The following is a 14166-nucleotide window of genomic DNA, read 5'->3' on the forward strand; positions in this document are numbered from 1 at the left end:
TAAACCACCCGACTTTTTTCGACAAAAAGCGGGTGGTTCACGGTGCGTGCACATAAACGAACATTTTCGCTTACAAACGATCATAGCCGTGATCATGGTGTCCGGCTGCTTTTAGGCGGGCCAGAGCACGATCATAGGCAGCTTCTGCCTTAGCAAAATCTATATTATCATGATCTGTTTCCAGCTTTTCTTCTGCTCGATCACGAGCAGATTTAGCACGATCAACGTCAATTTCTTCAGGCAGCTCAGCTGTTCTAACAACCAGATTAATCTTATCAGGCTGAACTTCCATAAAACCTTCGCTGATAGCTATTTGAATTTCCTCACCATCTTTAACAACCCTGACAACTCCGATCTGCATTGCAGTCACCAAAGGTGCATGGTCCGGCAAAATACCAATCAGACCGTCAATGGCAGGTCCTTCGATCAGGTCTACCTCTTCACTGTAAACCAATTTTTGTGGTGTTACTACTTCTAGCTGAATTTTTGGTGCAGCAGCCATTGGCTACTCACCTTCTTCCAGCTGTTTAGCTTTTTCTACTGCGTCTTCGATTGTACCTACCATATAGAAAGCTTCCTCAGGCAGATCATCATAACGCCCTTCTAAAATTCCTTTAAAGCCGCGAATTGTGTCATCCAGTTCCACATACTGACCTGGAGTTCCTGTAAACTGCTCAGCAACATTAAAGGGCTGAGATAAGAAACGCTCAATCCGGCGGGCTCTATTTACAACAATTTTATCCTCTTCAGATAATTCATCCATACCTAAAATAGCGATGATATCCTGTAAATCCTTGTATTCCTGCAGAACCTCCTGCACCTCACGGGCAACCTGATAATGCTCCTCGCCAATAATTCTTGGATCAAGAATATTAGAAGATGAGTCAAGCGGGTCAACAGCAGGATAAATTCCTTTCTCCACAATATCTCTGGAGAGTACTGTAGTCGCATCTAAGTGAGCAAATGTAGTTGCAGGAGCAGGGTCAGTCAGGTCATCTGCAGGTACATAAACAGCCTGAACAGATGTGATTGAACCTTTCTTTGTTGAAGTAATTCTCTCCTGTAAAGTACCAACATCATAAGCAAGTGTAGGCTGATAACCTACCGCAGATGGCATTCTACCTAAGAGAGCGGATACCTCAGAACCAGCCTGAATAAAGCGGAAGATATTATCAATAAATAATAATACATCCTGACCGGCTTCATCACGGAAATATTCGGCCATTGTCAGTCCTGTTAAAGCAACTCTCATTCTCGCTCCAGGTGGCTCGTTCATCTGACCAAAAACCATGGCAACTTTATCTAAAATATCAGCTTCCTGGAATTCCAGCCAGAGGTCATTACCCTCTCTGGTTCTCTCTCCTACACCAGAGAATACAGAATAACCACCGTGCTCTGTCGCAATATTGTTAATTAACTCCTGGATAAGTACTGTTTTACCTACACCAGCACCACCAAATAAACCAACCTTACCACCACGAGTATATGGTGCTAAAAGGTCAATAACTTTAATACCTGTTTCAAAAAGTTCTGTTGAAGATTCCTGCTCCTCAAATTTTGGAGCCGGACGGTGAATAGGCATTCTCTCATCTGTTCCTACTTCACCCCGATTATCAATTGTATCTCCTAAAACATTAAAAATTCTTCCGAGAACAGCTTCTCCAACAGGTGCACTGATTGGAGATCCCTGTCCAACAGCTTCCATGCCTCTAACTAAACCATCAGTTGAGGACATAGCAACCGAGCGAACTCTATCGTCTCCTAACTGCTGCATAACCTCACAGGTTAGGTCAATTCCTTTTTCTTCATTCTCTATTTTAACCGCGTCATTAATCTTGGGTAGTTTTCCATTCGGAAATTCAATGTCAACTACCGGACCAATAACCTGAACTACTCTACCAATGTTCTGGTCACTCACGCAAATTCCTCCTTTATAAAACTTTATTTAAGTGCCTCTGCTCCACCAACAATTTCAGTAATTTCTGTAGTGATTTCAGCCTGACGGGCTCTGTTGTACTTAAGCGTCAGTTTATCTATCATTTCGTTTGCATTCTCGGTAGCAGAATCCATTGCTGTCATCCGGGCACCGAACTCACTCGCCTTGGACTCCAAAAGAGCTGAATAAATAACATTAATTAAATACTGGGGTAAAATATTATCGAATACCTCAGCTGGAGAAGGTTCAAAAATGTAATCTACATAATTTTTGGCTGCTCCATCTTCTCCCGGAGTTTCAGCTTCCATTTTTTCTGCATCCTCGTCAGTTTTTTCGGCTTCCTCAGCAAATTTCTCTACCGGTAAAAGCTGCATTTTCTTTACTGACTGGCTGATTGCAGAATTAAAGTGAGTATAAATCATCGATACCTTGTTAACATCCTCTGCTTGAAAATGATGAATAATCTCATCAGCAAGATTGTTGGCAAAACCATAACCCGGGTAATCTTCAAGCTGAACATATTCAGCCATAATATCTGTACCACGGCGGCGGAAATAGTCTCTTGCCTTACGGCCGAGAACCATTAGTGAAACTTCTTCTTCCGCTTCGACAATTTCTTCAGCCAGATCAATTACCTTATGGTTATAGGATCCACAGAGACCTCTATCACCTGTAATAACAATAACTAAATGCCGGCCACCTTCTCTCTCTGCTAAAAGTGGGTGGGCTGTTTCTTTAGTCCGAGTAAAAACTCCTCTTAAAACCTCCACTGTTTTATTGAAAAAAGGTCGGGCATCTTCTGCTCTATCCTGAGCATTTTTCAGCTTGGCGGCAGCAACCATTTTCATGGCCCTGGTAATTTTTTGAGTGTTTTTAACACTCCCTATCCGCCGCTGAATATCACGCATATTTTGCATTGTTATTTCACCTCAGCTTCCTCTGCTTCGGCATCAGATTCTTCAGAATCCATATCTACAATTTTATTCTCCTGAACCTGGAACATATCTTTAAATTCAGCAACAACCTCATCGAGTTTGTCTCTTAAATCATCAGATAATTTACCAGATTCAACAATTTCTTCTTTGATTTCTGCATAATTACTGTCGATAAAGTTTAAGTATTCTTCTTCAAAGCGTCTTAAGTTGTCAACAGGAAGATCATCTAAGTGACCATTTGTAACAGTATAGATAATGATAACCTGTTCTGCTACCGGCATTGGCGAATACTGATTCTGTTTTAGAATTTCTACGATTCTCTCACCACGGGCCAGCTTCTGCTGAGTTGACTTATCAAGGTCAGATCCAAACTGAGAGAAAGCCTCAAGTTCACGATACTGAGATAAGTCAAGACGCAGTGTGCCTGCAACATCCTTCATTCCCTTAATCTGGGCGTTACCACCAACACGAGATACAGAAATACCAACATTAACCGCCGGCCTTACACCAGAGTTGAAAAGTTCACTCTCAAGATAGATCTGGCCATCAGTGATTGAAATTACGTTGGTAGGAATGTAAGCGGAAACATCTCCAGCCTGAGTTTCAATAATTGGCAGAGCAGTTAAAGAACCTCCACCTAAATCATCATTTAACTTAGCTGCACGCTCTAATAAACGTGAGTGTAAGTAGAATACATCTCCAGGATAAGCTTCACGTCCAGGTGGTCTTCTTAAAAGAAGTGACATGGAACGGTAAGCTACCGCATGTTTGGAAAGATCATCATAAATAACTAATACATCTTTATCATCTTCGTACATAAAATGCTCACCCATAGCACAACCGGCATAAGGTGCAATATATCTGATTGGAGCAGGCTCACTTGCTGTAGCAGAAACTACAATAGTGTAATCCATTGCTCCTTCTTCTCTCAATCTTTCTGTAAGCTGAGCTACAGTTGAGTTTTTCTGACCAATAGCTACATAAATACAGATTACATCATTATCTTTCTGGTTGATAATTGTATCAATACCAATTGCTGTTTTACCAGTCTGACGGTCACCAATAATTAACTCACGCTGACCTCTACCAATTGGAGTCATTGCATCAATTGATTTTAAACCAGTCTGCAGTGGAACCTCTACCGGCTGACGCTCAACAACACCAGGTGCCTCAGATTCTACAGGACGATATGTATCACTATCAATTGAACCTTTACCGTCAAGTGGCTGTCCAAGTGGATTTACAACTCTACCTAAAAGTGCATCTCCAACTGGAACCTCAACCACACGGCCGGTTCTTTTAACATCGTCACCTTCTTCAATCAGTCTTTCATCACCGAGTAAAACAACCCCGATATTATCTTCCTCTAAGTTTAGAGCCATTCCGAAAACTTCATTGGGAAATTCCAATAATTCTCCAGACATAGCATCCTTAAGTCCGTAAACATGAGCGATACCATCACCTACATCTAATACAGTACCGACACCCACGGATTCTAATTTCTGTCCGTAATTTTCTATTTCTTTTTTAATAATCGAACTAATTTCTTCAGGTCTCAGTTTCAAATTAATTCACCCCTAACTTACTTACCGGAATCATCTTTAACTTCTGCTGTAATGAATTAAGCTCATTACGCAGACTGCCGTCAATAATATAATCTTCGACTTTAAGAATTAATCCAGCAATAATGTCTTCATCAATTTTATTTTTGATCTGAATTTTATAATCTAAAAGTGAATCCAGTTTAGATTTTAATTTTTCCAGCTGTGATTCATCTAATTCTACTGCGGAAGTAACTTCTACATGGAGAATGCTCTCTGCCTCATCAACAAGGGTGTTGAATTCCTTGATAATTGATTCCAGAAAAAATTCTCTCCGCTTATCAATTAAAATAAAAAGAAAATGTAAAATATCCTGATCAAGTTCTTCAGCAAAAATTTTATCCAGAGTTCTCTTTTTATCTTCCGGCATAATCCGCTGATGGAAAAGAAGTTCATTTAGATCCTCATTATCTTCTACCAGCTGCCAGAATTCATCCAGATTCCTTTTTAACTCCAAAAGATTATCATGATCTTTCCCCAGCTCAAAGAGTGCTCGGCTGTATTTGGAAGCTACTTCGTTTCTCATTGCAGCTCACCCAGTTTCTCTTCGTCCAGCTGGTCTATAAAGTCCATAATCATCTTCTGGTGTGTCTTTTGGTCTAACTGCTCCTGGATAAGTTTGTTTGCAGCTAAAACAGTGTAATCAGCAATGCTGTCTCTAAGTTCAGCTGCTGCTTCCTTTTTAGCCTGCTCAATCTCTTCTAATTTCTTGGCCTTTAAATTCTCGGCCCGTTCTTCTGCTTTATTTATAATATCTTTAGCCTTTTTGTTGGCTCTTGTTTCTGCATTATCTACAATTTCCTGTGCCTCACCCCGAGCATCTTTTAATTTCTGCTCATATTTTGCTTTTAATTCTTCTGCCTCTTTGCGGCGGGCTTCTGCATCATCTAAATCACCATTGATCTGAGCTGCTCTCTGATCAAGCATATCCTTAATCGGTGAATAAAGAAACTTGCGCAGTAAAAATAAAAGCACAAAAAAGTTAATTAACTGCCATAACATTGTAGTATTAATATTAACCAAGAGTACATTCACCTCCTGAAATATATTTACCCATCATAAGATGGGAGAAAATTCGTCAGCTATAGTAAGTACTATTAAGTCAGGAGATTGCTCTCCCGACTTAATTTAAACTCTACTATATTGTAAAGATTAAAACAATGGCGATAACCAGAGAATAGATACCTGTTGACTCAGCAACAGCCTGACCTAAAAGCATAGTTGTAATAATATTACCTCTAGCTTCTGGATCTCTAGCTACAGATTCTACAGCTTTACCAGCAGCATAACCCTGACCAATACCAGGACCAATACCTGCGATCATTGCAAAACCTGCTCCTAAAAGTGCTGCTGCTCTAATAACTGTGTCAATAACTTCTGGTGAAAATTCTACCATTATAATTTCCTCCTTTCGATATTAAAAAACAAATACTAATTTCCAAATCCTTATTTATACTCATCAAATTTACTTTGAAAAGTATCCCTTAATAAATCAACAACTGACCACAGTATGACTACAAATTTTATCATAAATAGTCCCACTGCTGCTGCAAGAAAGTCCAGATTGGCATTTCTCGCCGCACTAAAAAGCACTGCAAAATAGAGGGCATATTCTATAAAATAACGGTTGCGAATAAACTTCTCTGCTGAATCTTCTTCCATACTCAATGCCCTGATTATGTTATTATATTTTAATCTTAAAAGAAGAGTTGCAATTACAAGCCCAAAAATAAAACCAAATAAAATATCATATTCTCCTGCCAGCAGTGACGAAACTATCGGCAGCAGGGAAAAAAGATAGGTCATTTTTAAAATTTTCATCTGAACTTTCTGGGGATCATTAATATCTTTCATTAAAAACTCCTCTGCTGATCTTCCTATTTAGAGATTCTAAACTGAAATCACCTGGAAAATCACTGCTTCTTTTAAGAATTAAAAACTAATTTAAATTAATAGTAATTTTATGAAATGATTTTAAATTAAACTCCAAAAATCAAAAAGATCGCTATTACAAGTGAATAAATACCCGTCGAACCTGAAATTACCTGGCCTAAAAGCATTGTTGTAATAATTGATCCTCTCGCCTGCGGCTGCCTTCTCACAGCAGATGTTGCTTTTCCTGCAGCAAAGCCCATTCCTATCCCCGGGCCAACTCCAGCAATTAAAGCAGCTCCTGCAGCGATATAAGAGGCAGTTGTGATAACTGTTTCGGCTACTTCTGGTGAAAATTCAATCATGATTTGCCTCCTTTCCTCAAACTACTAAGACTTAGCAACAGAAATATAGGCAATTGCTACCATACCAAAGATTAAAGCCTGAATCATTCCGACAAAGAAATCAAACCAGGCATGTAAAGGTACTGGAATCAGTGGTGGAGCTGCCTGATAAATCAGGGTTATTATAATTCCTCCTCCAACAACATTTCCAAAAAGACGGAAAGAGTGAGAAATAGGTTTGGCCAGCTCACCAATCACATTAATCGGCAGTAAGAAAATTACTGGCTCAGCAAAGCCTTTGATATAACCCCAGACACCATATTCTCTCATACCCTCATACTGAACTACAACAAAGACTACTAAAGCAAGCCCTAAAGTTGTATTTAAATCTCCAGTTGGACTGGTTAGCCCGGGTACAAGTCCAATCAGGTTGCTAAAACCTACATAGATAAAAATAGTAGCTATAAAAGGAAGAAACCTCCATCCTTCTCCCGGCAGCATTGGCTCAATCTGTTTGTAGATTAATTCTACAATCATCTCTGCAATATTCTGTTTGCCATTGGGTCGAATACTTAAATTAGAAGTTAAGTATTTAGCCAGGATTAAGATAATAATTACAGAAAGCCAGCCAACAAGCAGGGTATCAGTTACTGGAAGGTAGTCTTTACCAAAAAGATAAAATTGTATCTGTGGACCTGGATTCAAAATGCTTCCTCCTCTCTGCAAAAAATAAGTATCAAATTTAGGTCATTAGAATACGAAAAATTAAACCACATCGAATAAAAGAAATTGTCAGAAAAATTTTAATCATCAAATGTTGAAATCAAAAGCTTATAAACAGTATAAAAACCGGCTGCCAGACCAACAATTAAACCAGGAATCTTAAATAAAAGATCAAAGCCAAAAAAACTGTCAACTAGATAACCAGCACCAAAACCAATCCCGGCTGAAACAATGATAATCAAACCAACTTCTGTTAATAAAGAAAGAGCCCGCATAATCTGACGCCAATCTCTGTTATCCATATTTTATCTTACCTTTGTAATATTTTATTATATAAAAAGTCAAGTTGCAAGCTTAATTGTGAATGAAACAACAAAGTTTTAAAAAGAACAAATTTTTTCATATTAGCTAAGTTTGTAAATCAAAAAGCAAAAATAGGTTAATTAGTGTCTTCCAGGGAACAGCCCTCCTGCGGCAGTTCAACTGAAAAAATTCCTAATTTTTTAGCACCATAAATAACTACTAAAATAACTGAAACAAAAATAATTAAAGCGTGATCAAATTTGATTCCATTAATAACAAAAGCAATTGTACCTAAAAAAGCACTAATCACATAGACTGAAATAACTGCCTGCCGCTGATTCATTCCAATTGCCAGCAGTCGGTGGTGAATGTGACCGTGGTCAGCTTCGCCAATCGGGCGGTCATTAAAAATTCGACGAATAATTGCAAAAGTTGTATCCAGAATCGGTACAGCCAGAGCCAGCATCGGCACAAAGATAGTTACCGCCGCTGCACTTTTAAGAGCACCAGTAATTGAAACAGCTGCAATGATATAGCCAATAAACATTGAACCGGTATCTCCCATAAAAACCCGAGCCGGGTTAAAGTTATATTTCAGAAAGCCAAGGCAGCTTCCGGCCAGCAGAACAGCAAGCATTGGAGCTACGACCTGATTTTCCTGCAGGGCAACCGCAAATAAAGTCAAAACAGCGATGATCGAAACCCCGGCAGCCAGACCATCAAGACCATCAATTAAATTGATAGTGTTGATAATGCTGACAATCCAGAAAACCGTAAAAGGTACTGCATAAACACCAAGATAAATAAAGCCACCAAAAGGATTGGTGATAAAGTTAATTTTAACTCCATAATAAATTAAAATTAAAGCCCCAATTATCTGTCCCATAAATTTAATCGGTGCAGAAATTTCAAATTTATCATCCAGCAGACCTAAAAGCAGCATAAAACTGCCGCCCAGCATAATTCCGGTAATTGTTTGATTGGCAGGTAAAAAGAATCTAAGCGGGATCATAAAAGCAAGATAAATTGCAGTTCCACCTGCTGTAGCAATTATCTTTGTATTTATTTTTCTCTCTCCAGGCCGATCAACAAAATTAAATTTGTGGGCCAGCTTAATAATAAGCGGCGTAATGGCCAGAGATAATATTAAAGTAATTATAAAAGCAGCCAGATAAAGCAATTATCTTCCCTCCCTAATGGTACCGGGTACTTGTGAAAATATTCCATAAAAATTATTTATCTGAATATAGGAATATTTTTACAAGTACCCGGTGCCTACATTTTTTTACTTGGTACCGTAAAGTCTGTCTCCTGCGTCACCGAGACCAGGAACAATATAAGCATGATCGTTTAATTTTTCATCAAGTGCTGCTGCCCAGATATCAATATCCGGATGTGCATCCTGAATTTTCTTAACTCCTTCAGGAGCAGCAACTAAAACCATTAGTTTAATACTGCGTGGGTTTCTTTCCTTAATAAATTTAATTGCTTCCATGGCTGTATTCCCTGTTGCCAGCATTGGATCAACAACCAGCAGATCTCTTTCCTCAACATCAGTTGGCAGCTTACAGTAATATTCTACAGCTTCTAATGTTTCAGGCTCTCTATATAAACCAATATGACCAACTCGAGCAGCCGGAATCAACTTTAAAACGCCATCCAGCATTCCCAGGCCAGCTCTTAAAATCGGAACAACTCCCATTTTTTTACCGGCAATCATTTTAAACTTGCCTTTAGTAATTGGGGTTTCAATTTCTACATCTTCTAAGGGCATATCTCTTGTGACCTCATAGGCCATTAGAGTTGCCACCTCGTCAGCAAGCTCTCTAAACTCTTTCGGTCCGGTATTTTTATCCCTCATAATTGCAATCTTGTGTCTAATTAACGGATGATCCATTACATGTAATTCACTCAAAGTTATTACTCCCTTCATATATTATTATTCTACTTAAAGAGGCTCAGTCCTCCTCAATTAGCTCAAAATTCTTTAATTTTTCCAATAAAGCCCTTAAATTATCACGAATTTCATCTCTGGTATCTCGATAATTTTCTTCAGAAAGTCCAAAAGGATCCTGAATATCTCTGGAATCAGCCTCCAGCTCACTCAATTCTTTTAAAGTAAAAATCTTATCTGCAAGATCCGGATGCTTAAGTACCAGAGCCCGACTGTGCCTGCGGGTCATGGTGATAATCAAATCTTCTTCTGTTAATTCAATCTCTTCTATGTTGTGGGAACTGTGTTCGGCCAGATCAATATTAATTTCTGACATTACAGCACTGGCCTTGTCATTGGCATCAGCACCTTTAACTGCCGAAATACCGGCAGAAAGAACTTCCCAATTTTTAGCCTGCAGCTCATCATTTTCTGCAATCAAATCTTTTAAAAGATATTCGGCCATCGGACTTCGGCATGTATTTCCTGTGCAAACAAATAAAATTCTTTTAATTGTCTCCACCTCCCGGCTGAGAATATTGATCAGCAGCCGCAGCTTTGTGAATTCTATTCATAACTGCTTCTCCAATTCCTGCTTTATCCAATTCTTCAATATAAATTTCCTCTATACTCTGATCGGCATCCAGTTTTCTTAATAAATCAAAAAGTTTTTGTGCCAGTTCCTCCGGTGCTTCATGATCAAAAACTCTCAAAATTTTTATATTTTTTTCTGAAAGGTTTTTAATGCTGATTTTACTGTCCCTGGCAGTAATGATCGCAATTTTCTCAGCTTTTGCCCTTTTTAAAGCCTGGTTTAAAACTGAAATCTTATCTTCAAAATTAAAGGTATATAATTTTTTTGTGGGGGCATAGTGGCGGTATTTAGTACCAGGAGAAAGAACCTCCTGATCATCTTTAAGCTCCGCTGCTAAGATAACCTCTTCTCCTAAAAAGTTGGAAATATCTTCGCGGCTGATTCCGCCCGGCCGTAAAACCTTAAGCCTATCTCCTCTTAAATCAACAACAGTTGATTCTACACCAAAATGGCAAAAACCCCCATCCAGAATCAGCGGTATTTTAGTTTTTAAATCATTATATACATGCTCAGCTCTGGTTGGGCTGGGAAAACCGGAAGTATTAGCACTGGGAGCTGCAAGCGGCAGTTCAGCCAGTTCAATTACAGCCAGCATCAGCGGGTGAGCTGGCATTCGAACAGCAATTGTCTCCAGTCCAGCGGAAGTTGTCTCCGGAACATCCTGCTTTTTGGGGAAAATTATTGTCAGCGGTCCCGGCCAGAATTTTTCCATTAATTTTTTAGCTTTTGCTGATATTTCGCCTGCTGCCAGCTGCTTAAGCTGTGATTCGTCAGCAATATGAACAATCAGCGGGTTATCCTGGGGACGGCCCTTGGCTTTAAATATTTTTTTTACAGCCTCAGAGTTCAGAGCATCAGCTGCCAGACCATACACTGTTTCGGTCGGCAGAGCCACAATTTCACCCTTTTTTAAAAGTTCGACTGCCTCAATTACAGCCGGATCCTGTTTTAATTGTGCTCTTAGTTCAAAATCAAGAGCCAGTTTTTTGATCAGGCCAGGCTGAAATTTATTATGGTATTTGGTTTTTTTAATTTCAGTTTTATATTCCATCACATTCACCTGACTTTAGATTCCTGCAGAATAAGTTTATTATGCTTCATTTTCAGACAGTTTTTTTAATACAGCAGAAACTATCCTATCATTTTCAGAATAGTCCTTTTTGACTTCTACATCTTTCCAGCGGTCACCAAAGAGCTCGCTGACTGCTTCAGCCTGCCGATAACCAATCTCTAAAAACAAACTGCCGCCTTCTTTAAGCACCTTTTCGGCCTCTGGAATTAAACGCCTGTAGTAGTCCAGACCATCTTTTCCTGCCTTCAGGGCAGTCTCCGGTTCTTTTTTGACCTCAGGTGAAAGTTCTTCCATCTCTGCCTCAGAAATATAGGGTGGGTTGGAGACTATAATGTCAATCCCCTTAATTTCCCTTTTGATAAATTCAGCCAGCAGGTCACTTTTGAGAATGCTCATCCGCTCACTCAATTCATGTTTTTCCATATTCTCTCGGGCAACTTTTAAAGCCTGAGCAGAAAGATCAACCCCCACCACTTTCGAGTCTTCAAGATAGTGGGCAAGACTGACAGCAATAGCACCACTGCCGGTGCCTACATCAATAATCTGTGGTTTATCAAGTTCCTTATTGCGGCAGTATTCAATAACTGCTTCCACCAAATTTTCGGTGTCCGGACGAGGAATTAAAATTCCTTCTCTTACTGTAAATTCTAAAGACATAAATTCCTTTTTTTCAGTAATATAGGCAACAGGAATATGCTGGGCTCTTTTTTTGATCATCTCACGATAGCTGTTGATTTCTGTGCTTTTTAAGGGATAATCATATTTTACATAAAGATTAATTCTCTCCATATCAAGGAGATCTGCCATCAGCACCTCAGCATCCAGCCGGGAACTTTCGATTCCTCTTTCTGCCAGAAACTGATCACTGCGATTAAGAAGTTCTTTAATGTTCATTTTAGATCTTCTCCAATCTTTTGATGTTATCCTCCTCAATTAAGGGCTCAATTACCTGATCTAAATCTCCATCAAGGATTTTATCCAGCTGATGAACAGTTAGATTGATGCGGTGATCACTTACTCTCCCCTGTGGGAAGTTGTAGGTTCTGATTTTTTCACTGCGGTCACCGGTTCCTACCTGAGATTTCCTGGCTTCAGCTCTTTCCTGCTGTTTTTCCTGCTCTTTTTTCTCCTGCAGGCGGGCTCTTAAAATCCGCATTGCTTTGGCCTTGTTTTTATGCTGGGATTTTTCATCCTGACAGGAAACTGTTAGACCTGTTGGCTCATGAGTAATTCTAATGGCAGAGTCAGTTGTATTTACACTCTGACCACCAGGTCCACTGGAGCGGAAAGTATCTATTGTTAGGTCATTAGTATTAATCTCAACATCTACTTCTTCTGCCTCCGGTAAAACAGCAACAGTTGCTGTTGAAGTATGGATCCGGCCGCTGGACTCAGTTGAAGGAACTCGCTGCACCCGGTGAACTCCACTTTCATATTTTAAATACTTAAAAATATCTGTACCCTCAATGGTAAAGATAATTTCCTTAAACCCACCAGTACCTGACTCGTTAGCACTCATAACTTCTACCTTCCAGCCCTTACTTTCCGCATAACGGGTGTACATTCTGTAAAGATCGGCAGCAAAAAGTCCTGCTTCATCTCCACCAGCACCGGCTCTGATTTCCACAATAACGTTTTTCTCATCATTGGGATCGTCAGGCAGCAGCATAATTGGCAGTCTTTCCTGCAGTCTTTCTTTTTTAGGTTTGAGTTCTGCAATCTCTTCTTCAAATAGAGCCTGCATTTCTGGATCATCATCAAGCTCCATCATCTCTTCAGCTTCTTTAATGCCTTCTTTTGCCTCTTTATATTCCTTATATTTATCTACAATCTTTTTCAGTTTAGCATGTTTTTTTAATAGTTTCTGATATTTTTCACTATCATTAATTACTTCTGGATCACTGAGCTTTGAATTCAACTTTTTATAGTTAGCTACCAGTTTATCCAGTTTTTCTTCTAAATCATTTATATCAAACATTTATATCTCACCTCATATTATCTTTAAAATTAGCAGCAGGTTATTCCCCTCTAATAGCGTGACAGCTTCTGCAGCGAGCTTCATAAACTTCAGATGCTCCAACTAAAATCACTGGATCATCGGCTGCTGCGGGCTCTCCATCTATTAAACGCTGGGTTCTGCTTGCAGGTTCTCCACACTGGATACAGATAGCATGCAGTTTATCAACATATTCAGCTCTGGCCATTAATTCCGGCATTGGACCAAATGGCTGATTACGAAAATCTCTATCCAGACCGGCCATAATAACTCTAATTCCTCTATCAGCCAGGTCCTCGCAAATTCCTACTAAATCTTCATGAAAAAATTGAGCTTCATCAATTCCTACAACATCAACGGTATCATCAATGCGCTCTAAAATTTCTTCCGGATGATCAACTGGTACTGCCTCTATACTGTTTCCACTGTGAGAAACAACATCTTTTTTGCTGTAGCGATTGTCTAAAACTGGTTTAAAAACTTTAACTTTCTGTTTGGCAATTTTTACCCTTCTCAGTCTGCGGATCAGTTCTTCACTTTTCCCACAGTACATTGGGCCTGTAATTACTTCCAGCCAGCCACTTTTTGTAATTTTATACAATTACTCCACCTCATCAATTTATAATGATCATGCTTCTTAAAATTTTCGTGCAAATTCTACTATTTAATAACTATTTAATGAAAAAATTTCTAAAAAAAAAGCAGAGCAATTAAGCCCTGCAGCAGAAAAAAGGATTTCTCTTCCGTTCTACTCAGTATCTTCTTCTGAGCTTTCGTCTGAAATCCCATATTTTTTATTAAATCTTTCGACACGACCACCTTTTTTAGCTTTACGCTGTTTTCCTGTATAGAATGG

The 14166-nt window shown here is 39.2% G+C and carries 19 protein-coding genes; all 19 read right to left on the reverse strand.

Annotated elements, in window-relative coordinates; translation table 11 throughout:
* Window positions 1-70 precede the first annotated feature (70 nt).
* Window positions 71-502 carry a F0F1 ATP synthase subunit epsilon gene (locus CI949_RS00235; protein ID WP_108137671.1) on the reverse strand — a complete coding sequence of 144 codons (432 nt, stop codon included), beginning with the start codon at window positions 500-502 and terminating at the stop codon, window positions 71-73.
* Window positions 503-505: 3 nt separating this feature from the next.
* Window positions 506-1918, reverse strand: a complete 1413-nt coding sequence (gene atpD, locus CI949_RS00240; protein WP_290761857.1) for a F0F1 ATP synthase subunit beta — start codon at window positions 1916-1918, stop codon at window positions 506-508.
* A gap of 23 nt (window positions 1919-1941) precedes the next feature.
* Entirely contained in the window at window positions 1942-2853 is a 912-nt protein-coding gene (atpG, locus tag CI949_RS00245) for an ATP synthase F1 subunit gamma (RefSeq protein WP_290761860.1), read from the reverse strand.
* Window positions 2854-2855: 2 nt separating this feature from the next.
* A complete protein-coding gene (gene atpA, locus CI949_RS00250; protein WP_290761863.1) occupies window positions 2856-4436 on the reverse strand; it encodes a F0F1 ATP synthase subunit alpha in 1581 nt (526 codons plus the stop codon).
* A gap of 1 nt (window position 4437) precedes the next feature.
* Window positions 4438-4998, reverse strand: coding sequence for an ATP synthase F1 subunit delta (atpH, locus tag CI949_RS00255; protein WP_108137663.1), 561 nt, complete (start codon window positions 4996-4998; stop codon window positions 4438-4440).
* A complete protein-coding gene (gene atpF / locus CI949_RS00260) occupies window positions 4995-5495 on the reverse strand; it encodes a F0F1 ATP synthase subunit B (RefSeq protein ID WP_108137661.1) in 501 nt (166 codons plus the stop codon). Before atpF ends, atpH begins: the two co-directional genes overlap by 4 nt.
* 115 nt (window positions 5496-5610) lie before the next feature.
* Window positions 5611-5868, reverse strand: coding sequence for an ATP synthase F0 subunit C (gene atpE / locus CI949_RS00265; protein WP_076544182.1), 258 nt, complete (start codon window positions 5866-5868; stop codon window positions 5611-5613).
* 50 nt (window positions 5869-5918) lie between these two features.
* Complete coding sequence (locus CI949_RS00270) at window positions 5919-6326, reverse strand: ATP synthase subunit I (protein WP_108137659.1); 408 nt, start codon at window positions 6324-6326, stop codon at window positions 5919-5921.
* 125 nt (window positions 6327-6451) lie between these two features.
* Window positions 6452-6709: an ATP synthase F0 subunit C gene (gene atpE / locus CI949_RS00275; RefSeq protein ID WP_108137657.1), complete on the reverse strand. Its 258-nt coding sequence runs from the start codon at window positions 6707-6709 to the stop codon at window positions 6452-6454.
* A gap of 24 nt (window positions 6710-6733) precedes the next feature.
* Window positions 6734-7393, reverse strand: a complete 660-nt coding sequence (gene atpB / locus CI949_RS00280) for a F0F1 ATP synthase subunit A (protein ID WP_290761878.1) — start codon at window positions 7391-7393, stop codon at window positions 6734-6736.
* Between the two features lie 98 nt (window positions 7394-7491).
* Window positions 7492-7713 carry an AtpZ/AtpI family protein gene (locus CI949_RS00285; protein ID WP_290761880.1) on the reverse strand — a complete coding sequence of 74 codons (222 nt, stop codon included), beginning with the start codon at window positions 7711-7713 and terminating at the stop codon, window positions 7492-7494.
* 137 nt (window positions 7714-7850) lie between these two features.
* Complete coding sequence (locus CI949_RS00290; protein WP_290761882.1) at window positions 7851-8894, reverse strand: glycosyltransferase family 4 protein; 1044 nt, start codon at window positions 8892-8894, stop codon at window positions 7851-7853.
* 105 nt (window positions 8895-8999) lie between these two features.
* A complete protein-coding gene (gene upp / locus CI949_RS00295; RefSeq protein ID WP_108137829.1) occupies window positions 9000-9629 on the reverse strand; it encodes a uracil phosphoribosyltransferase in 630 nt (209 codons plus the stop codon).
* Window positions 9630-9672: 43 nt separating this feature from the next.
* On the reverse strand, window positions 9673-10170 hold the full coding sequence (locus CI949_RS00300; protein WP_108137649.1) for a low molecular weight protein arginine phosphatase: 498 nt from the start codon (window positions 10168-10170) through the stop codon (window positions 9673-9675).
* Window positions 10157-11293 carry an L-threonylcarbamoyladenylate synthase gene (locus CI949_RS00305; protein WP_108137647.1) on the reverse strand — a complete coding sequence of 379 codons (1137 nt, stop codon included), beginning with the start codon at window positions 11291-11293 and terminating at the stop codon, window positions 10157-10159. Before CI949_RS00305 ends, CI949_RS00300 begins: the two co-directional genes overlap by 14 nt.
* A gap of 39 nt (window positions 11294-11332) precedes the next feature.
* Window positions 11333-12208: a peptide chain release factor N(5)-glutamine methyltransferase gene (gene prmC, locus CI949_RS00310; protein ID WP_108137645.1), complete on the reverse strand. Its 876-nt coding sequence runs from the start codon at window positions 12206-12208 to the stop codon at window positions 11333-11335.
* Window position 12209: 1 nt separating this feature from the next.
* Window positions 12210-13292, reverse strand: a complete 1083-nt coding sequence (gene prfA, locus CI949_RS00315; protein WP_365941414.1) for a peptide chain release factor 1 — start codon at window positions 13290-13292, stop codon at window positions 12210-12212.
* A gap of 40 nt (window positions 13293-13332) precedes the next feature.
* A complete protein-coding gene (locus CI949_RS00320) occupies window positions 13333-13911 on the reverse strand; it encodes a thymidine kinase (RefSeq protein ID WP_290761893.1) in 579 nt (192 codons plus the stop codon).
* A 147-nt stretch (window positions 13912-14058) separates the two neighbouring features.
* A partial coding sequence (locus CI949_RS00325) for a 50S ribosomal protein L31 (RefSeq protein ID WP_290761900.1) occupies window positions 14059-14166 on the reverse strand: 108 nt, incomplete at its 5' end.

This window comes from Halanaerobium sp. (assembly GCF_003070835.1).